Genomic DNA, 23681 nt, shown 5'->3' with positions numbered 1-23681 from the left:
AATAGTAGTCAAATATATATCGGTTTTAGGTTACTAATAAAGTGCTTTGTTTTTGTGTCTAATTTAACTAAGAAGCGTGACTATTGCTTTACAAGTAACTTTATTATTAAAGTATAGCGTTAAGTTAGTTGATAAAATGGTGTGATTTTTGTGGATGAAGGTTATCTATTTAGTTATAGGCCGATTAATAAACTACCTCTGTTATTTATCATTTTTAAGAATCAATAATGCCTATATATGGGTGGCTGGTATAAATGTTGCCAAACTGGATGTAGGTTATTTCTTGTGTGCTTAAGGTAACAGTCTATTTTTATTTTTTGATACATGAATAATTAATCTACTGTTGAATTAGTCATTGGTAGACTAGAAGTAACCTTAATAAGTAAATTATTTATTATTTATTGATGGGTTTATTATTTACTTTCTAGCTCAGACGGAATGTTACTAAGACTACTAATTCTTATCTCACTTCAGCTACTATTTTTTTTACATTCGGATACAACGGCTGTGCCGCCATCAGCCTATGACCGAACAAACACAATAGAGCCGAAGCGCTTGCGAGGGTATATAGATAAGACAGTTTATTCGGTTGGCGCGAAAACGAGTAATCAGAAGGCATCTACCAAAGCCGCAGCCGTTGACGATAATAGCTGTGGTTTGACCTTGCACCTTAGCGAAACAGGTTGTTATTCCGTCAGCGGAGTCAGTAAGGTAACTGTTAGTGCTGAAATTGGCTGGTCGAATATTCCTGATGGGGGTGTAGTTACCGTTCAGTTAGGGAGTGAAAGTAAAACCTTTACTACCCGCGATATTTCGACCACTTCAAACGCCGATGTACATACCCCACAAGTAGTTGCGTTTCAGGTTAATGCCGATGGAAGCCCCGCTGCTGTAACAGTTAGCTATAACGCAGGCGGAACAAACTGCTCGGTAACCGAAACGATCACGAAGCCTGAAGCCTGTCCACCGCTTACCTGTTTAGGTTTGGGTGGTACTGTTTTCAAGGACTTTAATGCAGATGGTATTCATCAGAGTGGAGAAGCCACTGGATTGCCTGATATTACGGTTCGGGCCATTACAAAATCGGGAGCCATATACACAACATCGACCGACTCGATTGGTAAGTATACCCTGTCTGTTCCACAGTTGGAGTATCCGGTTCGGATTGAATTTAGTGATATACCAACCTATGCCGGTAGTGGGACTCCAAACGGAGCGGATGGCCGGACCACGGTTCAGTTTGTTAATTCACCCGACTGTCAGGTAGATCTGGGTGTACTCAATGCGCAGGAATACTGTCAGACCGACCCCCTGATTATGCTACCTTGTTTTGTTAATGGAGATCCGTTAACGAACGGTTCTACGTCTGGCACTCTTGATGCACTTATTGCTTTTCCGTACTCCTCCCGTGGCAATAAGAATATGAGTGTTATGAAGGAACTCGCTACGGCTAGCCAGGTTGGGTCGTTGTGGGGCACTACGTATAGTAAGTTTACAAAACGGTTATATACGAGTGCTGTGCTACGTAGGCATGTGGGTCTGGGGCCGGCTGGTTTGGGTGGTGTTTATGTTACGGATATGTCGAATCCGACGACACTAAGCCCTGCCAATACAAGTTTATATGTAGACCTTACCACGCTGGGTATTGATTTGGGAACAATCCCATCGAACAGTGGACGCGGTTTGGAAGGGTTACCCATCGCTGCCAGCCACGACCCCGATTCATTTACCGCCATTGGGAAAGTAGGTATCGGCGATATGGACCTTTCCGAAGATGGATCACTACTGTGGTTTACGAATCTGCACGATGGGAAATTATATTCGCTTCGAGTACCTGCTTCGGGAACGCCGGGGCCCAGCGATTGGGTTGCTCACCCGTTGCCAGATGATCATGTGTGTACAAGTGGTATCCGCCGGATCTGGGGATTAAAAACCTATCAGGGCAAGGTATATGTAGGCGCTGTTTGCGATGCATCGGCTAGTAAAGACAAGAGTGATCTGCGGGCTATTGTATATGCCTATACACCCGGTACGGGTAACAGTCTGGGGAGTGGAGGGACGTACCAGATAATATTTGATTTTCCGCTGACCTACCCCAAAGGTGCCCCCGACCGTACGGATTTCAGCATACGCGGCTGGTATCCCTGGGAAGATTCCTTTTCCAATTTTGTGGTCGTTAATACAGGCGAGTATTTCATTATGCATCCGCAGCCTATCCTTGCCAATATTGAGTTTGATATTGATGGATCTATGGTATTGGGTTTCACAGATCGTTCGGGGCTTCAACTTGGCTTCCAGAATTTTAGTGATAATGGTGGTGATACAAAGCATTACAGTAATATTAGTGGCGGAGATCTGCTTAGGGCTTATTTTAGTAATGGCACATTTATCCTGGAAAACGGCGGTAAGGCAGGGCCAAACGTAGGTTCGAGTACAAATAACAATCAGGGCCCAGGCGGAGGTGAGTTTTACAACGACGACTTCTATTATTCGGGACAAGGTTTGGTGCACTCCGAAAATGCCAATGGTGCTTTGGCCATCCGACCAGGTTCGGGCGAAGTAGTCGCTTCGACCATGGATCCGCTCAATAACCAGTCCTGGTCGGGAGGGGTACGTTTTCTGAGCAATTCAACGGGAACCCATACGACCGGGGATAATGCAACCAGTTCATTTGTGGTGTATAGAACAGTAGATGGCGATGGCGGAACGCTAGGCAAAGCCACGGGACTGGGTGGGGTTGGCCTTGCCTGTGACTTACCGACGTATTTACAGGTTGGTAACCGGGTCTGGCTTGATAGCGACCACGATGGTGAACAGGACCCAGATGAAGTTGGTTTACCCGGCGTTAATGTTGCCTTGTTACAGAATGGGAATGTGATTGCAACGACTACGACCGATGCGGTTGGCGAATATTATTTTACCTACACGCCCACTTCATCGACCGTACCTGGATCAACAACCGCTCTTTTGCCCAACTCGTCGTATCAGATTGCGTTTGGTACAGGAGGGCAGTTTGTAGATACGTTACTGACGGCGGGTGGTGGAAGGTATCATCTGACTGTGGCCAATGCAGCTGGGGGCAATCGAAATGATCTGAACGACTCAGATGCCCAGATAACCCCATTCGCCAGCTTTACAGCACCGACAATTAGTATAACAACCAGCTATAGTGGCACTGTAGATCATAGTTTCGACGTCGGTTTTTACTGCCTACCGACCTCCATAGCCAGTGTATCCGTAACCGCAGCCACTTGCCCGGTCAGTAGTATAACCGCCAATAGCGATGCGCAGATTATTGTTAGTGGTATAATTAATGGGGATAAAACCTTTTTGTATACCACCGCTATTCCGCCTGCCTATACTGCAGTTGGTAACAGCCGTACGGTAGTAAGTGGCAGTGTTAGCTATACCGGGTTAGCTAATCCCGTTAGCAGCAGTGGTACCAGTTATTCTGTCATTGTGTACAACGGACCGTATTGTTATGAGATCGTTCCGGCTTTCCTGCCTTATAATAACTGTATACCAACGATCGGACTGGCCGTAACCCCTGGTACGTGTAATACACTCACCAACGAGTATACACTTACCGGCATAATGTCGCTCAGTAATTCGATAACCGATACCGCTATTCTGACCGATGGGAATGTAACGACAAATGTACCCATAACTGTGGGTGATATTTCTGTACCCTTCTCGTTGAGTGGCTTTTCATCGGGATCAGGGCCTCATTCGCTGAGTGCAAGCTATGCAGGACAGGTATTTAGCCTGACGTATACGCCACCGTCAAGTTGTACGGTAGCGGCTGATGTTCAGGTGACATTCGCAGTCGTTTGCGCTGGTCAACCGGCCACCCTTACCGCCAGTGGGTGCGCTACAGGTCAGATCAACTGGTCGGCCGGAACCACCCCTGACAGTGGTACATCGGTAACGGTTTCAACGGCTGGGCTTATCAATATCACCAGCCCTACGGTATTGACGTACACGGCAACCTGTACCATTGGCAACAGCGTCACATCCGCCGTCGCAAGTGTTACGGTAAACCCCCAACCAACAGCTACGTTAAATAGTGCGACGATTTGCAACGGCCAGTCGGCCAGTCTGACCGCTACAGGCGGAACCAGTTACACCCTTCTTCCCAATAATGTAGTAAATAGTACTGGCGAGTTTACAGTAAGCCCCACTACCCAAGCTTCCTATACGGTAATTGTGGGCAACGCAAGTGGCTGTATAGCTAGTGCAACAGGGACCGTGACGGTAAATTCGTTACCTGTTGCTACACTGAGTAGCGTTACACTCTGTAGTGGGCAAACCATTAGCTTAACCGCTACGGGTGGTAGTAGCTATACATTGTTACCCGATAATACGGTGAACACAACGGGTATGTTTGCGATTACGCCCGTCGGCAATACGGTATATACAGCCGTTGTGGGTACTAGTAGCGGTTGTACGGCAACGGCTGAGGGTACAGTCACAGTGAATCCATTGCCAACGATTGGAAACATTTATTCCAACTGCAGTGGACCAGGATCATACACGATTGTTTTAGATAATATCTCCAATACAACAGTAGGACCATTGACCTATGAATTGGTACAAGGTAGCTCATTCGATGCGGGGGTAGCGGTAACGTCGGGTAAAACACTGTTGCCTGTAAATGGCATACTGAGTCCAATCCAGTCGCCAGGTATTTATTGGATACGGGTCTACAATGAAACGGATTGTTATGCCGAAACCTCGGTTGATATACAGGCATGTGAATGCCCAACCGGTACGTGCGTACCCATTCTGATAAAAATAGCCAAGCGGCCAAGCCGGTGATTTGTTGATGGCTGGCTTTAGGTGTTAAAAATGAAGTAGAGGTAAAATAATCGTGCTGTTCAAGCACATGAAAGCCCTGACTGTATCAATAGGCAGGGCTTTCATGTGCTTGAACAGTAATACAATCAGAAGAATTTAAGAGGCTGTTTCAGGCCACTGTTCTGACGCAAATCCATAACCATTGCGCCAACCCAGAAATCAACTTCTACTTTTACCGGTACTTTATTCGCATCGTCGGAAACGAAGATGCGAATAGACTCTTCTTCTTTAAAAAGCTTGTTGGAGGGCAGAACCGGGTTTAGTTTGATAACATTGATCTTACCTTGTTTGGTTTTGATGACCGCTTTACCACGATACCGAACCTTCATATTGTAAACCGTGTCGTCGTAAAAAGCAGGTACTTCAAGAACCTGCCCATTGCCAATTCGGTTGAAATCGATCGTTCGCAGGAAGTAATAGCCGCTGATTAGGTCGTGTACGTTATCAGGCACTTTAAACACATCTTTTTCGGTGCGCTCTTCGGCTTTTACCGTATTCGTTTCGTGATTAAACGTAATATTTTCCTCTTTCCGGTAATTGTTTTCCTGAAGATTCGTATAAAATTTCTGGGGAAGAATGGCGGCTGTGTCGATGTATGAGCGCCAAGTGTCCCGGATGCGCGTAACCAGATCGAATGCCCCTACGGTTCGGCCGTCGACATTCACGCGGTAGCAAGGGCGATCATTGACTTTGTATAAAGTTGGGCTAACGTCGACAATGGCTTCTGCCGCGTTCAGAAAACCATAATGGACTCGATATTCGAGGTGTTCACCGGGGCCAAAACTCGTATTGACAACACGGCGATAGGTGTTTAACGCCATAAAGCCAGTGCTCAGGACCGAAAGAATACCAATGCTGATCAATAACTTCTTCATACTACCAAATGCCCGAATACGGGGCTCCAGTTATAAAGATGGATAGGTCTTTTTTAAGTAAGACAAGTACCGTTTAAAATCTCCTTTGAATCGGTTTTCAAACTCCTGCCGAAACCGATTCTGCTGTTTTCGATAGGTTAGGTACCCAATAAAATACGCATTATTAGGTAGATATGGTTTGCTAAGATTCCGTTTTTTTATTGAACGTACACTTAGTGCCTTTCGTTGGTCGGTAATCGTGTCGGACGAAACCACAATTTGCCGGATTGTTTTCCATTTCAGCGAATCTTTGACGGCTACCGAGGTTGTAGGTTTAAACGTCCGGTATAAACTATCGAGCGTTCGGGTTCCGCGCAAGATATGCTCATCGTATCGTTCGTAAAACGCTTTACTGGCCAGATAGTTCTGGTAAGGCTCAGAGGCTTTCCCATACTTATAGGCCAGAAATCGTAACGATCCGTATTCACCTACGAAATCAGCCAGGTTTTCGTTATATTCTAAACTGTTTTTTATGAACAACGTTCCATGCGTCAGTTCATGAATAATCAATTCTGCCAGGTTACCTACCGGTTTGTCCAGAAAACTAGACAGAATCGGATCGTCTAAAAATCCTAATGTCGACCAGGCCGAAACCTCGCCAATACGGGTGTCAAAACCTTCTCGTTTTAGCGCTGATACCGTCGAGTCGGCACGATCTTTTTCAAAAAAACCTTTGTACGAAAATGTGCCTATGATTGGGAAATTCCATTGTTTTGCAACGAGTTGATACGGCTCAGCGGCTGTTACTACCCATAAAATTGGCTTCCCTTTCTGATCATAAAACGATTCGTAACTACCTGATTTATCTAAACCAAGCGAGTCTATAGCAAAACGCTTGATTTCGCGGATAAGTTCTATTTCTTTTTTTACTGAATCAGGGTAGGCCGGATCATTCAACAGCTCTGCTACGGGCTTTGTGTTCCAGAGAATGCGTAGTTGCCCTTTTGCCTGCATCCAACCATAACTGACCAGTTCCCATTGCCAGACAACCAGTACAACCAAAACCCCTACAAGAATAAGAGCAATTTTTTTAATCATGAGTTGGATGCTTGCTTGAATAAGTTGGCGTAATGATTGGTGGCTTACGTTACCTTCTACTAAATAACTTTTTTAAATAGATACTGATGTAGCTTTCAGGGTATTATTATTGCAAACGAAGTATGCATCAGAGATATACTGGTCGCATTAGGTATACCCATCTTTATTTATTTTTAACTATTTAAAGCCATGACAAACAGTACCCATTTACTCCCTAAAAAGGCTTATCAAAAACCAAAATTGGTTAAACATGGAAAGGTAAACCAAATTACACTACATGCGGGTAGCTAGTGGCGATCTGCTTATCAGAGGGAAACGAACTTCCCTCTGATAAAACAATTTTTACTGCTTTGTTTCCCTGGGAATCCGTTAATCAAGTGCCTGATAAACGGCAATCCTAAATTTCTTCACAAAATCGCTGTAGTAAGCGTAGGGCTGCACATTGGTGAAAATGAGCAGGATCAGTTCTTCTTTAGGGTCAATGGTGAATTCGGAGCAATACATGCCGCCCCAGGTGAATGATCCGGGTGTCGCCTGATCACCATAATAAGAGTTTTCGGTAATCAATTGGAAGCCGAGGCCAAATTTGTCTTTTCGATCCCATACTTCAGCGGCCCCAATCTGGTTACGAAGCATCATTTCGACCGTTTTTCGCCCCAAAATTCGTTTGTGGTTAAAGGCACCGCCATTCAGCAACATCTGACAAAGTTTGGCGTAATCTTCTACCGAACTGATCAATCCCGCTCCTCCCGAAAAATACGTTTTAGCGCCTGAAATAGATGAATTTCGGTAGGCTTCGTTTGTATGCAAGGTGAGTGGCTTGTCCATGCTCGATTTTTCGTATAGTTCGACCAATCGGCTGGCTTTGCTGTCGGGCAGGTAAAAATAGGTGTCGGTCATACCCAGCGGCTCCAGTACGCGCTCCCGCATGGCCACATCCAGCGGTTTGCCGGACAGGACCTCAACCAGTCGGCCAATAATGTCGGTATTCAGGCCATAGGTGAAGCCAGCGCCAGTAGAGTCCGTTCCAGGATCGCGCAGGAGTGGGCGTTGGGCTAGTTTATTGATTGCATCTTCGAGTTTATCGGGCGCCGTTGAATTGAAGAAGGGCACTTTAAATTCTGGCCGGCCATCAAGTGGGTGTTCATACGGAATGCCCGCATTGTGGCTCAGCAATTGTCGAATAGTGATTTCGCCTTTTGCCGGACGCGTTTCGTAGGCACCACCAACCGGGTCTTTTTTATCATACCGAACCAGCACTTTCGGGTTCTTAAAGGCAGGAATGTACTTTGAGATTGGATCGTCGAGCAAAAACTTCTCTTCCTCGAACAGCGTCATCAATGTGGTGGTCGTGATGGCTTTCGACTGCGAGGCAATTCGGTAAAGATCATCGCGTTTCAACTGTGTTTTCTTAGCTAAGTTGCTGTATCCAAAGGCTTTGTAATGCGCTACTTTGCCTTTATGGGCTACAAACGTAACTGCATTGGGCGCTATTCCCTGATCGATCAGGCTCTGTAACCAGGTATCTAACCGCCTGAGCCGTTCTGCCGAAAAACCCGCATCGGCAGGTGATTTGGCGGGAGTAAATGTTTGGGGTGATGGTTGTGCAACGAGCGATGTGGCGCTGATCAACACGAATAAGAATAGGCGCATAGGGGAATGGGTTTCTGTTTACAGAATGGATCAAATGAGAAATCGTTATAAATGTCTTACCGTAAACCGTCAACGGAAAACCGCAAACTTTACTAGTTCTACTTTTCAAAATCCCAGGCTACCACCACCCAGGTTTCGCCAATAGCCGGGTCATAAAACTCATGAATGGATTCGAAGCCGACCCGGTTGTGAGCGCGTAAGGAGCGGTTGTTATTGGCCGAAATATCGGTGATCAGCAGGCGAAAGCGTTTGCCATATACGTCGCGATGATGCTGGAACATCCGGTCGAAAATGTTTTGTCCCCGATACCCATCGGCTACGCAAACCTGCCCCATCACATACCAGGCATAGTCGTATATAGGTTTCCCTTCGTAGGTTAGTTTGTTGATCAGGTCAAACAAAGGCAGTAGTTCCGGCACATCGGTCGCAAATTCAGGAAGCATCGTCAACGCATACCCTACAACCGTGTCGCCATCTTTGGCAATGACGCTGGGAGCCGCCTGATTCATACGGGTTAATACGACTGGGTCATGTTCAACCGTTACAAACCCCTGATCAACCTGTACATGGAGCGGGACATTTTTGCGCAGATTTTTTTGCTGAAGAGTCAGAATGCCCTGAACGTCGGCATCCGACTGAACGGTGGTGATTTGCATACAGGTAACGCGGGCGAAAACCCGCAACTAGGGACTGCTAATCGCGGGTGGAAACCCGCGTTACAATTCGATTGTCCTTTTCTGACAGCCTTTCAAAAAGTCGGTGTCTACTTCGGCACCAATACCAGGGGTTTCGGGTAGATCGATCTGGTAGCCGTTGTACGTAATGCCGCCATAAACCGGATCGACTGCATGCTCGAAACAGGCATCCAGATCATAAAAACGCACATTCTGACGAGCGGATGCAAAATGAGCATTGGCCGTTAGCGCCAGTCTGGACTCCGACATACAACCGATCATACAGGGAATACTGGCTGATTCGGCAATGGCATTGATCGTAAGCGCTTCCCAGATTCCGCCACTTTTCGATAGCTTGATGTTGAAATAATCCACCGCTTCTTCACGAACCAGTCGAATCGCATCGGTAGCGTCGAACAGGCTTTCGTCGGCCATGATCGGTACGGTTGAGGTTTGTCGGATTCGACGTAACCCCGCAATATCATGCCGTTTAATGGGTTGTTCGCAATACTGTACATTCCAGCCACCAATGGCTCGTAGCACGCCCGATGCCGTTACCACGTCCCAGCCCTGATTGGCATCGGTTCGGATGGGAATGGTATCACCAATGGCATTTCGGATGGCTTCTACCCGCTTGATATCGTCGTGTAGGTTGGTACCTAGCTTTACTTTGATGGCATCTGCTCCCTTGGCCTGAATACGGAGGGCATCTTCAACCATGCGATCGGGCGTGTTAATGTAAATAGTTTCGTCCGTAACGAGCTGCCGTTTCGAGCCACCCAGAAACTGGTAAAGAGGCATCCGGGCCGCTTTGGAAGCAATGTCGTACAACGCCATATCGAACGCAGAGCGGGTCGTGATATGTCCGGGAAGATAACGGGTTATGGTAGTCAGGCACCCTTCAATATCGAGCGGATTCAGACCCAACAGCAGTTTGGCCATGTCATTGGCTGCTGCTAATCCCGACTCCTGAGTTTCGCCAACGATCATCCAGAAGGGCGAGCCTTCGCCCCAGCCCGTAATGCTTTCATCGGTCTGGATTTCAACCAGCATATTCCGGGCATGCTCAATCGTGCCTAGTGAAATGGCAATAGGCGCTTTCAGGGGAATGTCGTAGCGATACAGGTGGATGGCGGTGATTTTCATTACCTTTCAAACTCAGAGATTTCACAGTGAGCACAGAAATTTTCTCAGTGTGCTCGCTGTGAAATCTCGGTGCCCTCTGTGTTTAATAATTAGTGGGGGAACTGGCTTTTGTCCAGGCCGGGAATAATCCGTAATGCGTTTTTGTAATACACTTTTTTCAGAACTTCATCAGGCAGGCCCATCCCATACATCCGCCAGAAAGCGTGGTATTTTTTGTGGTAGGGGAAGTATTCGTCGTCGGTTTCCAGTACCCGGAAATAAGTAGCGTATTCGCTGGGTACCCAACTGTCTTTGCCAAACAGAATCCGGTCCTGATATTTCTCGAAAAATTTACGACTGGCCCGTGGCTGACGGCCTAACTCTGCGATGACAGCCCCAATCTCGACGTTCATGTTCGGGAAAACAGTCATCAGACTATCCAGCTTTTTCAGGTCGTTCGGATACCAGCCCATATGTGCGGCAATGAACGTTGTTTTTGGATGTTTTCGGAACACATTGTGTTGCTCGGTAATCAGTTGTTCCCAAGGCACAGGGTCATTAGGCCCTCGCTTGCGACCGGCGTGGAGTTTAAGCTCAAGCCAGCGTTCGTTGTAGCGGTCCATCGGATCCCAGAAGGATTTTGGGTCGGCGGTATGAATCAGTACCGGAATGCCCAACTGTCCACATTTCGCCCAGATAGGGTCAAGCCGTGGATCATCGACCCGAACGCGATTGCCTTTGTCATCTTTAACGCTGAAACCCAGGCTTTTGTAGATTTTTAGGCCTTTCGCTCCTTTTTTTACGTCTTCTTCCAGAATTTTGACCGCCTGTTCGGTCCAGCCTTTATCGTTTACGTTCGAAAAATTGATGTTTGTGAACAGCACCAGTCGTTTAGAGTTCGTTTTCTGGATATTGGTCAGGGCATCGTCGAAGAATTTCGTGCTTGCCGTCTGGTTGTCAGCAAATCCACGTCCGCTCAGGTTGACCATCAGTCCCATATTCAGACTGTCCATCTGAGAAAGGAGCTTGCGCAAATCCTCCTTGTCCATCTGAAACTGATGGTTATGGACATCGATAAATGGATATTTCGACCGTGTAAGCTTGTGTTCGGGGACTTTCAGGGTCGAAACAGGGTCGTATTCTTCAAACCCCAGTGGCATATCGGCCGGTTTGGGCTGCGCTATGACCGATAAACTGAACAGGGAGAAGGCGAAGCCGATAGCCGGGCCAACAATTGTTCGTAAAGAAGAAGGCATATTCATTAAGTTAACAGGTTGACGAAGCGGGGTTTCATTCGTCGGGTAACAAGATACGAACAAAAATCAGCGAAAAATTAACGCCACGCAATGGGCCGCAATGCCTTCGCCCCGCCCCACGAAGCCGATGTGTTCGGAGGTGGTGGCTTTGATCGAAATATCGTCTTCAGGAATGGACATTACTCCGGCCAGGCAGGTTTTCATGGCTGGTATGTGTGGATTGAGTTTGGGCTCCTGCAACACTACGGTTACGTCGACGTTTGAGACTTCGTAGCCTGCTCCCCGCACCATCCGCAGCACCTCCGCCAGCAGAATCTTACTGTCGACACCTTTCCAGCGCGGGTCTTTGTCAGAAAAATGGTAACCAATGTTGCGCATGTTGGCAGCTCCCAGCAGGGCGTCGCACAACACATGACATACTACATCGGCATCCGAATGACCAACTGGCCCAAACGTACTGGGAATCTGAATGCCACCTAACCAGAACGGACGGCCTTCTTCTAACCGATGAACATCGTATCCGTGCCCTACGCGAATTTTCATGAAACAAGCTGGTTTATTCGGACACCCGGTAGTAGAGTGTCGAACAGTTTTCTTTCCGCACTATCTGACGAGCCGTGGCCTGAATATCCCCGGAAGTTATCGCCTGAATTCGTTCCGCTTCCTGATTAACAAAATCCGGGTTTCCAGCATTGGCGGCATAGGCTAAATTCATGGCGCGGTTCAATAACTCGACTTCCGAAAAAGCCAGTGTCGCTTCGGCCTGATTTTTTACCTTCGAAAGCTCTTCGTCCGATACGGGCTGGTCAATAAATTCCTGAACGATGGCTTCGACGGCTGCATCGGCTTCTTCCAACGAAACGCCTTTATTGATATTGCCCTGAATGACCAGCAAACCTGGGTCAATGGAGGCTGTAATGTAAGCATTTACGCTGCTAAACATCGGATTGTCGCGCAGGAGTTTCTGGTACAAGCGAGACGATTTACTCCGGCCCAGCATATCGCTCAGCAGATCGGCCGTATGAAAGCCAGGGTCGAAGCGGCCGGGCATGTGATAAACTTTGTACAAGCTGTTGAGCGGTACTTTGGCTGACGTCTCCAGCTTACGTGCTTCGGTCTGGACAGGCTCGACCGGGAGCTGTCGAAAATATGGTTCACCCGCTGGGATAGAGGCAAACCATTTGGCGCACAATTGCTTGACCTGCTCTACTGTTACATTGCCTGCTACGACCAAAATGGCGTTGTTGGGTAAGTAATATTTGTAGAAAAATGATTTGACATCATCCATCGTGGCCTCTTCGATATGGCTAATGTCTTTCCCGATTGTAGCCCATCGGTAGGGGTGTTGCTGGTAGGCAAGCGGTCGGAGCTTGAGCCAGACATCACCGTAAGGCTGGTTCAGGTATCGTTGCTTAAACTCTTCGATAACCACTTTTTGTTGGACGTCAAGTACCTGTGGGTCGAAGGAGAGGCTCAGCATCCGGTCCGACTCAAGCCAGAAGGCCGTTTCCAGATTCGCGGCTGGCAGGGTGATGTAATAGTTGGTAATATCGGGGCTGGTGAAGGCATTGTTTTCGCCCCCTACTTTCTGCAATGGTTCGTCGTAAACCGGGATATGTCGCGATCCGCCAAACATCAGATGCTCAAACAAATGGGCAAAGCCGGTTTTGGCGGGATTTTCATCGCGTGACCCAACATTGTATAAAATATTGACAACGGCCATTGGTGTCGATTCGTCTTCATGAACGAATACCCGCAGACCATTATCCAGAACAAACTCTTCGTAATGAATCATAGCTGAACAATAGCAATTAACCTTCGTTTGGTTAAGCGCATTGAACAAAAGTACACTTCTGACTGTATAGAATCAAACGGCATAACCGCACCCACAGCTTTGTCCATCCTGAAAACTATTTTTTTGAGTCTGCTCGCTCTCGTAATTCCCCTGATGGCACCAGCGCAGACTATAAATGACCCTCTGGCTCAACAAACCATTCTGAAGGTCCTCGATCATATCTATAGCCTTGAGTTTACAGAATCGGATGCCCTGATTCGCCAGCTACAGAGCCGCTATCCGCAGAATCCGGCGGCCTACATTTTACGCGCCACTCAACTGGATATTCAGCATCTGCCATTGGCTGAAAATAAAGCCGCTACAGCCCAGTTTGTTCAGGCTGTTGAGCAGGGTTTACAGCTATCGAAGCGAATGCTCGATAAAAACGAAGATGATCCTGAAGCAATTTTCTTTATGCTGACCTGCCACAGCTATATGGCTATGCTCTACAACAATCAGGGCGAATCGCTCAAAGCCGTTGGGGAGTCGAAAAAGGCGTATAGTTACCTGCGTGATGGGTTTAAACTGATGGAAAAGAACCCAGACTTTTACTTCACCACCGGCCTTTATAATTACTACGTCGAACGCTACCCCATCGATCACCCGATTGTTCGGCCGTTTATGGTTTTCTTCGCTGATGGTGATATTCCGCTGGGCATTCGTCAGATGGATATGGCAACCCGGAAGGCTATTTTCATGCGACCCGTGGCCAATTATTATCTGGCACATTTGCTGATGAAGCATGAAACCAACCCCGCAAAAGCAGCCGGGTATACAAGGTATTTGGTCGATAAGTATCCCAATAATCCGCTGTTTGCCATGAGCTATGCAGAGTCGTTACTGCTGGCAGGCCGCTATGCTGAGGCTCGGCCGTATGTGCAACGGTTAAAACAGATGCCCAATAAACTGGTTCCATTGGCCTATCATACCTTTTCGGGTATGCTGGCCGAGCACCTGGATAAAGACGACAAAGAAGCGGCTGAATATTATAATCAATCGCTCAAACTGCCTTACAACGACCCCTATACAAAAGAATATATGGCCTTTGCTTACGCGGGCCTGGCCCGAATTGCTGCTCGTAACAACGACGCGAACCGCGCCAAAATGTATTATAAAAAAGCTTTGTCGATAGGAGAGTACAAGTCGTTGATTAAGGAGGCTAAAACGTATAAATAGGAGGTATGATATAGAATGTATGATGTATGATATAGGATATATTTTTTAGCAGTGAACGTCTAATACATCCTATATCGTACATCCGTCTGCGTCAATAGTCTACTTCCAGATTCAGGACTTTACGGAGTTCATGAAGGGCAGGATTCTTTTCGGCCATGTAGTTGTATTTATCCTGCGAGCTATAGATCATTTTCTTTACTTCCTGAATAACTACCTGATGCTCAATCTGAATCTGGCTATTCTGTAATTCCCGACGCAGATAACCCAATAGCTCAGGCTTTAGCTCCGTTAAAAAGTCGACCTGAAGCGTATTGTCGAGCGTAAGCCGAATCGTTGTGCCGTCCAGGACCAGATCGCGGTTCAGGACAACCTGTTCGGAAGTGATGTCGTTTTGTTGTCGACGCAATCGGGCGAAGGTGGCCCACTGATCTCGCAATTCGTCAAAGCTGAATGGTTTGTCAGGTCGATTATGGGTTTTGATCGTGACGACTTCCTCCGTGTCGGTGGCTGTTGATGCCGGACCAGCCGTTAAGGAAACGGTTGAACGCAGTCGGCTGCTAGCCGGTCGGGCCGGGGGAGCATACTGGGGTTTAGGGGGAACCGCAGCTGGTGCCCCTACCGTTAGAGGCCCATTCACCGGAGCTATATGCCCGTTAGCCGATGCTTTTTCTACAACCGATGAGTCCTTGCCATTGGTCGCTGGGCCCGATTGGTAGCCATGAACTGGTTCACTCGTAATAGGATGCGTAGTTAGTGGCTGACTGGCACCACTCGCTGAGGTGCCTGAACTACTGGCTGCTGACTGGATGGGGTTCGGTTCGCCGTTTTTTTTTTCAGTGCCCGATTGGACCAACGAAGTAGCATCGCCGTTATGCGTTCCATTGAGCGGAAGCTCCGGCATCGAATCCCAGTTCAGCGCATTTCGCAGGTTGGCCAGTTTCATTAGCCACAGTTCGATGTGTAGCCGCTGATCTTTAGCCTGCTTGTAGTTCATGTCGCACTGACCACCCAGGCTCAGGGCTGAGAGTAAAAACGACATAGGGGCTTTGGTGGCCTGGTCGAGGTATTGCCGCCGAACGTTTTCGGTTACCTGTAGCAGTTGGACTGTAGCCGGATCTTTGCAAACCAGCAAATCGCGGAAATGGCGGCAGAAGCCTACCACAAACTGATGGCCGTCGAAGCCTTTTCTGAGGATTTCATCGACCGTCAGCAAACTCTGGGGCAAGTTACCAGCCAGCAGTAAATCCGTCAGTTTGAAATAGTAATCGTAGTCGAGAATATGCAGGTTGTCCAGCACTTCCTTGTACCGAATCACCCGGTCGGCCGCAAAAGTGACGTTCAGGTCAAACATCGATAGTGCGTCGCGTAGCCCCCCGTCAGCTTTTTGAGCGATCAAGTCCAGGGCTTCGGCTTCAGCGGTAATAGCCTCTTTCGAGGCAATCTTGGCCAAGTGAGCGGAAATGTGCCCCGGCTGAATTCGGTTGAAGTCGAAAATCTGACAGCGCGACAGAATCGTGGGCAGAATTTTATGCTTTTCGGTCGTGGCCAGAATAAAAATGGCGTAGGAGGGTGGCTCCTCCAGGGTTTTCAGAAACGCATTGAAAGCCGCCGACGACAGCATGTGAACCTCGTCGATGATGTAGATCTTATACTTTCCTGATTGGGGTGGGTAACGAACCTGATCGATCAGATTGCGTATATCTTCAACCGAGTTATTGGAAGCAGCATCCAGTTCATGAATATTAAACGAAGCATTCTGCGTAAAGCTCACGCAGGAATCACAGGTATCGCAGGCTTCGCCTTCGGGCGTCAGGTTTTGGCAGTTAATGGTTTTAGCCAGAATCCGGGCACAGGTCGTTTTGCCAACGCCACGTGGCCCACAAAATAAAAACGCCGACGCTAAGTGGTTGGTCTTGATAGCGTTCTTAAGGGTAGTCGTAATATGCTCTTGCCCGACTACGGTATCGAAAGTAGCCGGACGGTACTTGCGGGCCGAGACCACGAAATTTTCCATACTGCAAGTTAGCAGGTTGGGGGCGGAAAGGCAAAAGGTATTTGGTGAAGAAGGCGCGGGCTGAGCTAAGCTTTGCCCAAAGGAATTTCAATACCACCTGATCCAATGTAAGTTTGCGGATTGATCGCCACTGAAACTATTGGCGTTCTTTCCGAACGACTTCGTACGTCTATGACTATCTGGTATATCATTGATCTGGTTGGTACAAGTGTCTTTGCCATTTCCGGTGCGCTTTCCGCTTTGAGTAAGAAAATGTACCATGATGTAGTGGCCCTGTTTTTTGTTGGTTTTCTGACGGCTGTGGGTGGAGGAACCACTCGGGATGTCATCATTGGGGCGCATCCAATTGCCTGGATACGTGATCCGACTTATCTGGTTGTTATTTTCGTCAGCGTTATTATCGCCGTAATGGGGCGTAACTGGTGGCGGGGTGCCTTCCGGCGACCTTTACTGCTGTTCGATACCATTGGCCTGGGCCTTTTCACCATTCTGGGTATGCAGAAAGCATTGCTTGCTGGCGTAAATGATTGGGCTGCTATACTGCTGGGTATCATAACAGCACTGTTTGGTGGCGTTATTCGGGACACATTCGTTAATGAGTTACCCCTCATTCTGGATCGGCAGTTGTACGTGACACCCTGTTTATTGGGAGCAATTCTCTATCAGGTAAACGCGCGGCTGGGCGTCGATCCAACCCTCAACGTTATCCTGTCGGCAGGCTTGATTACCCTCTTTCGGCTCATCGCCATTCGTAAGGATTGGACATTACCCCGGATTCAGAATTGACATATGCTAGTCCTACCCTCTGCCATTAAATTTCTTTTCCGCAATGCGGGCAGCGCTGACGGCTATGTCCACCTTTATGAACACGGATATGTTCATTGAAACCCGATACCAGAATACCAGTCGGCAAGGCGAATAAGCCAATCCCCACAATAGCCGCAATGCCACCTAAAAACTTCCCTAGTGGCGTAATGGGGTGAATGTCGCCGTAGCCCACGGTTGTCATGGCCGTAACGCCCCACCACATGGTTGCCGGAATACTCGAAAACTTATCGGGTTGCGCATTGTGTTCTACGTAATACATAATACTGGAAACAATGATGAGCATAAAAACAACCAGTATCGTGCTCAGCACTAACTCCTCCTTTTTGTCGGAAACGACGCTTTGAATGAGCCGGAAGGCGTGTGAATACCGCGAAATACGGAAAAGCCGGAAAATGCGGAACAGGCGCAGAATCCGGACGATGGCCAGATCGGTGGCAAATAGCGAAAAGTAGAAAGGGAATATGGCTAGAAAATCGATAATAGCCGACGTTGAAAACATATAGCGCAACCGCCCCCAAAAAGGATGATGGTATTTCTCATTTTCGACGCACACCCACAGACGAAGAAGGTATTCAATCGTGAAAAAACCGACGGAGAATACCTCAAAGTCGTAAAATAGTCGGGCAAAACGCAGATTGTACTCCGGCACTGTATGTAGCACTATCGCGATGGCGTTCAGCGTGATAATGCCGATCAGGATCAAGTTAAAGATCAGACTTATTCCCCGGCGCTTTCCGGCCGAAGTTTCAAGAATACGGTAGAGCGATTTACGGAGGGCTAACATGATCGAATCGGTAGGGAATGCAAGCTACTCACCAAAAACCGAACTTGCCATTCGGAAACGCGGAAAGGATTCAGGAATGTGTTTTTGGCAAAAATCTTGTGATGGTTATTCGTGACCTGCTGATTGTGAGTCGTCTATATTATTGCATTTAACATTCAATAAATATGTTTTGACCACTAACGAACTATCCTGCAAAAAAACCGTTATTTTATTGCAGGATACGGATAATCTCTCTAACATTGTCCGCTTTTTTCCGCACAAACCAATGGCAAAGCTCGTTTATTTACCGACTTTCTTCCATACTACGCCATTTCGGTTTAGGTCCGAAAGGACTATATCAATTTGTTTGCCTATGCGGTAGACGTTTTCGCCCATTTTCTCGTTTTATTTTTCACAACAAACCAGCTCCGGATTGCGCTGTCTCCGTATACGCGGCTTTACAACCGCCATTAAACGACAATGATTAAGCCCGAAATAGTCAACGATCAATATATTGTTCAGGTTGCCAGTGAAGATCATCTTCGGCTGGCCGAAACCATCTGCCGTGAGATGGAGGAGAGTGCTAAGGCCCGGGGAACCGGTATCGCTAAGCGTTCGCCAATTTATGTCATGGAAAAAATGCTCGAGGGAAAGGCGATTATCGCCACGACACTCTCGGGCGAATGGGTTGGGTTTTGCTATATCGAAACCTGGGACCACGGTAAGTTTGTGGCCAATTCGGGCCTGATCGTGCATCCCGATTACCGCAAGAGTGGAATCGCTACCCGGATCAAAGCTAAGGCATTTGAACTCTCCCGGACGATGTTCCCGACGGCTAAGATTATCGGTATTACGACGAGTCTGGCTGTTATGAAAATCAACTCGGACCTGGGTTATCAACCCGTAACGTTGAGCGAGTTGCCAGCCGACGAAGCGTTCTGGAAAGGTTGTCAGACCTGTGCGAACTTCGACATCCTGACGCGTACGAACCGGAAGCACTGCCTCTGCACGGGTATGCTCTACGATCCTGAAGAGCATAAGAAAGAGGAAAAGGATGAAAAATGGAATTTCTTGAAGGAGTCGAAGCTCTATGAACGCTGGATGCGAATCAAGAATCGTATCCTGTTACGGTTGAATCCGTCCGATCGTTCGCGTTCGCGCAGACCTGAACGCGAGATGGAAGTAGCCTAAGCTCGATCCTTATTTTGTACAATATATGGCAAAGGCCCGGAACATTTCCGGGCCTTTGCCATATGTGCTCCGTTCAGTAATGCCACTGGCATGTTTTGTCGGCTTTAATCTCATCGAATTACTGTCTTCTTAACAATTTGTTAATATTGGCTATCAAAATTTTATTTTGTTGTACTCATGGTTTAAGCAAAATTGGGTAAGTATGTGGTTGTCTAAGTGGCTAATGACGGAATTTTGTGAATATATGACTGTAGATTATTAGTTTTTAAAGATTAATAGAAGTTTTAGGCGAAGCTGATTTGATAACATTGCCGTAATATTTGTGTATTATTAACCTACCATTTGCCTTAGGTACGTTCGGGCAGTTTGTGGATACGTTGGACTATTGTTTCACCTAAACTGTTGGAGTCATGAAAAAATACCTTTATCTTCTCATCTTGATGGGCTTTCTGGTAACACAGGCTTACTCATTACCTTTCGCTCCGCATAAGCCGACTGCGCCCCAGGTTACGCTGGAGCAACAGATTGCCCGGTATGTATCCTACCCAAGTATATTAAAGTCGACCAGGCTGGCCAGTGTTGTGGTAATTCAATTCCGACTCAATGAAGCTAGTGAGGTGTGTCAGTTGAAAGTATTTAGTCAGAATGACGAGTTGAATAATGCATTACTGCGCCAGCTTACCAGTAAAAAACTGATGGGTTATGGCCGTGTTCCCGACGAACTATATACCGTTCGGCTCCACTTCGAGCCTTAGGTAATTTTACCGGATAGCCCTTTTTTCGCTCCCCGAAAGCTACCCTCACCTAAGCGGGTAACTTTCGGGGAGTTCGTATTTTTAATCCATATCGTTTAAAACGGTTTTGTAACTTAGGCCGTTATTTATAGATTATTCCTATACCGCACGACATGAGGCTCCGGCTCTACGTTCTTTTTCTTTTCACTCTTTTGGGTTCTACAACATTCGCACAACAGAAGCTTAGGCTCAGTGTAGTAGTGCGCGATGGAACAACGAAAAAGCCAATTCCCGGAGCCAGTTTGTTTATTGCTGAAACCAAAGCAGGAGCCAGAGCCGATAGTGCCGGGGTAATTTCGATTAATCATATACCGGGTGTATTAACCCTGTATGTATCGGCAGTGGGCTACTTTCGAGGCCGCGAGAGCGTCGTGCTCGATTTTAATAAGCGCGTCGAATATTTTCTGCAACCGCGTTCTACGGACCTTGAAGAAGTCGATGTGCGGGCAACCCGTGAGGATAAAAATATCAAAACCGTACAGATGGGGCAGATTCAGCTCAGTATGCCCGAACTGAAACGGATGCCAGTAGTATTGGGTGAGCCCGATATTCTGAAAGCCCTGACCTTGCAGGCAGGTGTTACAACGGCAGGGGAGGGGGCTGGCGGATTCAACGTGCGCGGTGGGCGATCCGACCAGAATTTAGTCCTCTTCGATGGGGCTCCCCTGTTCAATACTTCGCATTTACTGGGTTTTTATACGAATGTTAATCCCGATCTGGTTCAGGATGTTAGTCTAAATAAAGGCGCTTTTTCGGCTCAGTACGGTGGCCGGGTATCGTCATTATTACTCATGAGCAGCCGAAATGGAAATAAGGATGGCTGGCGACTTTCGGGCGGCCTTAGTCCAGTGAGTGCACGGGTAGTTGTAGATGGCCCCATCTCGAAAAAGCTTACATTGCTGGCTGGTGGACGCGTCGCCTTCCCAAATTATCTACTCGGCTTATTTCCGTCAGAAAGTGTTAAAAACAGCCGGGCGTTTTTTTACGATGGTAGCCTGAAACTCACCTATACACCCGACGACCGAAACACCATTGCGGTGTCGGCCTACCGGAGTCAGGACAAATTTCGGTTTCCGGGCGATACCTTGTATGGATGGACATCCGACGTACTGACCGGGCGCTGGAGTTACCTGATACGGCCTAACCTTCAGTTCAATCTGACTGCACTCTACAGCGGTTATCACCTGAATGTCGATGGCGTAGCTCCCAGCCTGACGTTCCGGTTTACCTCATACATCGAACAGCGGGAAGCCAAAGCCGATCTATTTTACACCCTTCAGCAGAAACATAAAATTCAACTGGGTTTGAATGGGATTCGGTACGACGTCAGCACGGGCGAGGCTGAGCCAACGGGCGAAAACTCCAGCATCAATCCCCGTCGTATTGCACCAGAGCGTGGCCGTGAGCTAGGTGTTTATATAAATACAGAATGGGAATTGACGCCCAAAATTACCTTGCAGGCAGGATTGCGGTATTCCGCATTTGCCTATCTGGGTGCCCAAACGGTGTATAAATATTTGGATAACTTGCCCCGCTCGGAGGAAACCGTTATGGATTCGACTCGCTACGGCAATGGTCAGGTTATTCAGGCCTACGGTGGTCTGGAACCTCGGCTGGCACTACGAGTCCAGTTAGCGAAGAACAGCGCAATCAAAGCCAGTGCTGGACGAACGCGTCAATACATAAACCTAATTTCGAATACTACGGCCATTACGCCACTCGACTTCTGGAAGATGAGCGACCGTTATATCCCTCCTCAGATTGCCGATCAGGTATCGTTGGGGTTATTCCAGAATCTGGCTGAGAATACCTACGAATTGAGTCTGGAGGGGTACTACAAACGGTTACAAAACCAGATTGAATACCGATATGGAGCGAATCTGATCCTGAATCCAACCCTCGAAACGGCCCTGCTGCCTGCCGCTGGCAAAGCGTATGGGGTTGAAGTAGGCGTAAGTAAGAATAAAGGCCAGCTGACCGGACAGATCAACTACACCTATGCCCGGTCGCTGATAGCGGTGCAAACGCCCTTTGATGAACTACGGATTAATGGGGGAGACTATTACCCGTCCTACATCGACCGACCCCACACGCTCAATATTCAGGCTCGACTAGCTCTATCGCACAACTGGACGTTCTCGACCAATTTTGTGTATTATACGGGCGTACCGGCTACCTATCCCGATGGTCAGTTTACATTCAATGGGGAGCCGGTTCAGGATTATTCCCGTCGCAATGCCGACCGGATTCCCGATTACCATCGGCTCGATATAGCGTTTTCGAAAGATACCCGTTTCAACAAAGCGCAAAAACGGTATGGGGTCTGGACATTGGGGATTTACAATGTCTACGCACACAAAAATCCCTATTCCATTTATTTCACGCGTTACAACCAGCGCACCGAATCGTACCGGCTGTCAGTATTTGGTACGATGATTCCGTCTATCGCCTACAATTTTTACTTCTGAGCCATGCGTCAGTTTCTAAGTTATGTCCTGCTTCTGACGGCATTTACGGCCTGCATCGACCGGGTCGAACTGCCTATTCGTACAGAAGTGCCCCGGCTGGTTGTGGAAGGGCAGATTACCAATGAAGCACCACCCTATACGATACGATTGACCTATACAGGAAATTATACGAGTGGAGGGCAGAATCAGGGCGATCAATATGTACGGGAAGCACAGGTAAGTCTGGCTGATGATCGGGGGCGGTCGACGCGCTTTGTAATGATGGGGTCTGGGCTGTATCAAACTACCGATACCACCTTTCGGGGGCAGGTGGGGCGTTCCTATAGTTTAACCATTGTGCTAAGTGATGGTAAACGCTATGTGACGAAACCTGAGCAGATGCCCGCCGTGCCTGTGATCGATAGTATTTCGGGGCAATTGGTTAAAACCAATAATCTGGCTAAGCCTTATGCCTTTTCGTATGGAGTGAATACGATTGACCCGGCCAATGAAAAAAACTACTACCGCTGGACGGGTTATGGGTATACAAATCGCTTGTCGCTAGGCTCTCCTTGTTCGCTGGGTAGTCCCAACAAATGTTTTACCCGCTGCTGGATAACCGAATCGACCAACGTAGTGAATATTTACAGCGACGACGCTATTAACGGTAACCCGATTCGGAATCGGTTTGTGCTCCAAATTCCTGTATATGCTATTGGTCCTCAGTTAGTTGAGTTGCAACAATATGGAATTACCCAGGCAAATTATCAGTTCTGGAAACTCTATCAACAGCAAAATGCCCGAACCGGAAGCATTTTTGACCCTCTACCGGCACCTGTAACGGGCAATGTTGTCAATGCGAACGATCCATCCGATATTGCTCGTGGTTATTTTGCTGTTACATCGATTACCCGAAAACGATTGCGTACGATGAATTACAGTGCCCCATTTTATCCGGCTGTGGCGAGCTATATTGCCAGTCAGATTTTACCCGATGGCGATTGTCGCAATACGTATGGCCCGGTGCCTGTAACAGAACCCGATGGCTGGCAATAAGGAAGTTTGGTTGCGCAACATTTTTCGTTGACGAATTGTTGCGCAACCAAACCACCCTAAC

General features: G+C 47.7%; 18 protein-coding genes. 8 read left to right on the top strand and 10 right to left on the bottom strand.

Annotation, left to right across the window (positions count from 1 at the left end; genetic code table 11):
* Positions 1 to 507: 507 nt before the first annotated feature.
* The gene (locus B5M13_RS28225) at positions 508 to 4818 is read left to right on the top strand and encodes an SdrD B-like domain-containing protein (protein WP_170061207.1); all 4311 of its coding nucleotides are present in this window, start codon (positions 508 to 510) and stop codon (positions 4816 to 4818) included.
* 125 nt (positions 4819 to 4943) lie between these two features.
* Here the strand turns inward: B5M13_RS28225 and B5M13_RS28220 are convergent, their stop codons facing one another.
* Both B5M13_RS28220 and B5M13_RS28215 read right to left on the bottom strand, forming a co-directional pair.
* Positions 4944 to 5732: a DUF3108 domain-containing protein gene (locus B5M13_RS28220; protein ID WP_080058841.1), complete on the bottom strand. Its 789-nt coding sequence runs from the start codon at positions 5730 to 5732 to the stop codon at positions 4944 to 4946.
* A gap of 30 nt (positions 5733 to 5762) precedes the next feature.
* Positions 5763 to 6809: an aminopeptidase gene (locus tag B5M13_RS28215; protein WP_080058840.1), complete on the bottom strand. Its 1047-nt coding sequence runs from the start codon at positions 6807 to 6809 to the stop codon at positions 5763 to 5765.
* A 189-nt stretch (positions 6810 to 6998) separates the two neighbouring features.
* On the opposite strand from B5M13_RS28215, the gene B5M13_RS34685 reads away from it, so the two are divergent.
* The gene (locus B5M13_RS34685) at positions 6999 to 7100 is read left to right on the top strand and encodes a lasso RiPP family leader peptide-containing protein (RefSeq protein ID WP_155297340.1); all 102 of its coding nucleotides are present in this window, start codon (positions 6999 to 7001) and stop codon (positions 7098 to 7100) included.
* 78 nt (positions 7101 to 7178) lie between these two features.
* Here the strand turns inward: B5M13_RS34685 and B5M13_RS28210 are convergent, their stop codons facing one another.
* The 6 genes from B5M13_RS28210 to B5M13_RS28185 all read right to left on the bottom strand — a co-directional run bounded on the left by B5M13_RS28210 (position 7179) and on the right by B5M13_RS28185 (position 13312).
* Complete coding sequence (locus tag B5M13_RS28210) at positions 7179 to 8462, bottom strand: serine hydrolase domain-containing protein (protein WP_080058839.1); 1284 nt, start codon at positions 8460 to 8462, stop codon at positions 7179 to 7181.
* 98 nt (positions 8463 to 8560) lie between these two features.
* On the bottom strand, positions 8561 to 9118 hold the full coding sequence (locus tag B5M13_RS28205; RefSeq protein WP_080058838.1) for a GNAT family N-acetyltransferase: 558 nt from the start codon (positions 9116 to 9118) through the stop codon (positions 8561 to 8563).
* A gap of 60 nt (positions 9119 to 9178) precedes the next feature.
* Positions 9179 to 10282 carry a mandelate racemase/muconate lactonizing enzyme family protein gene (locus B5M13_RS28200; protein WP_080058837.1) on the bottom strand — a complete coding sequence of 368 codons (1104 nt, stop codon included), beginning with the start codon at positions 10280 to 10282 and terminating at the stop codon, positions 9179 to 9181.
* Between the two features lie 89 nt (positions 10283 to 10371).
* Positions 10372 to 11517, bottom strand: coding sequence for an amidohydrolase family protein (locus B5M13_RS28195; RefSeq protein ID WP_080060113.1), 1146 nt, complete (start codon positions 11515 to 11517; stop codon positions 10372 to 10374).
* Between the two features lie 66 nt (positions 11518 to 11583).
* Positions 11584 to 12060, bottom strand: a complete 477-nt coding sequence (ispF, locus tag B5M13_RS28190) for a 2-C-methyl-D-erythritol 2,4-cyclodiphosphate synthase (protein WP_080058836.1) — start codon at positions 12058 to 12060, stop codon at positions 11584 to 11586.
* Between the two features lie 13 nt (positions 12061 to 12073).
* Positions 12074 to 13312, bottom strand: a complete 1239-nt coding sequence (locus tag B5M13_RS28185; protein ID WP_080058835.1) for a M16 family metallopeptidase — start codon at positions 13310 to 13312, stop codon at positions 12074 to 12076.
* Positions 13313 to 13411: 99 nt separating this feature from the next.
* Between B5M13_RS28185 and B5M13_RS28180 the strand changes: the two genes are divergently transcribed.
* Entirely contained in the window at positions 13412 to 14527 is a 1116-nt protein-coding gene (locus B5M13_RS28180) for a tetratricopeptide repeat protein (protein ID WP_080058834.1), read from the top strand.
* A 91-nt stretch (positions 14528 to 14618) separates the two neighbouring features.
* Here B5M13_RS28180 and B5M13_RS28175 read toward each other — a convergent pair whose 3' ends face one another.
* A complete protein-coding gene (locus B5M13_RS28175; RefSeq protein ID WP_080058833.1) occupies positions 14619 to 16541 on the bottom strand; it encodes a DNA polymerase III subunit gamma/tau in 1923 nt (640 codons plus the stop codon).
* 171 nt (positions 16542 to 16712) lie between these two features.
* Here B5M13_RS28175 and B5M13_RS28170 point away from each other — a divergent pair, with 171 nt between their 5' ends.
* Positions 16713 to 17327: a trimeric intracellular cation channel family protein gene (locus B5M13_RS28170; protein WP_080058832.1), complete on the top strand. Its 615-nt coding sequence runs from the start codon at positions 16713 to 16715 to the stop codon at positions 17325 to 17327.
* Between the two features lie 25 nt (positions 17328 to 17352).
* Here B5M13_RS28170 and B5M13_RS28165 read toward each other — a convergent pair whose 3' ends face one another.
* Entirely contained in the window at positions 17353 to 18153 is an 801-nt protein-coding gene (locus tag B5M13_RS28165; protein WP_080058831.1) for an ion transporter, read from the bottom strand.
* 459 nt (positions 18154 to 18612) lie between these two features.
* Between B5M13_RS28165 and B5M13_RS28160 the strand changes: the two genes are divergently transcribed.
* From B5M13_RS28160 to B5M13_RS28145, 4 genes are all read left to right on the top strand, one after another.
* Positions 18613 to 19323 carry a GNAT family N-acetyltransferase gene (locus B5M13_RS28160; protein ID WP_080058830.1) on the top strand — a complete coding sequence of 237 codons (711 nt, stop codon included), beginning with the start codon at positions 18613 to 18615 and terminating at the stop codon, positions 19321 to 19323.
* 410 nt (positions 19324 to 19733) lie between these two features.
* Positions 19734 to 20078, top strand: coding sequence for a hypothetical protein (locus B5M13_RS28155; protein WP_170061206.1), 345 nt, complete (start codon positions 19734 to 19736; stop codon positions 20076 to 20078).
* Between the two features lie 191 nt (positions 20079 to 20269).
* The gene (locus tag B5M13_RS28150) at positions 20270 to 22585 is read left to right on the top strand and encodes a TonB-dependent receptor (protein ID WP_245859526.1); all 2316 of its coding nucleotides are present in this window, start codon (positions 20270 to 20272) and stop codon (positions 22583 to 22585) included.
* 3 nt (positions 22586 to 22588) lie between these two features.
* Complete coding sequence (locus B5M13_RS28145; protein ID WP_080058828.1) at positions 22589 to 23620, top strand: DUF4249 domain-containing protein; 1032 nt, start codon at positions 22589 to 22591, stop codon at positions 23618 to 23620.
* Positions 23621 to 23681 lie beyond the last annotated feature (61 nt).

Source organism: Spirosoma aerolatum (assembly GCF_002056795.1).
GTDB classification, from domain to species: Bacteria; Bacteroidota; Bacteroidia; order Cytophagales; family Spirosomataceae; genus Spirosoma; species Spirosoma aerolatum.
Note: the sequence above shows the minus strand (reverse complement) of the source record. Positions and strands in the feature narration are given on the sequence as shown.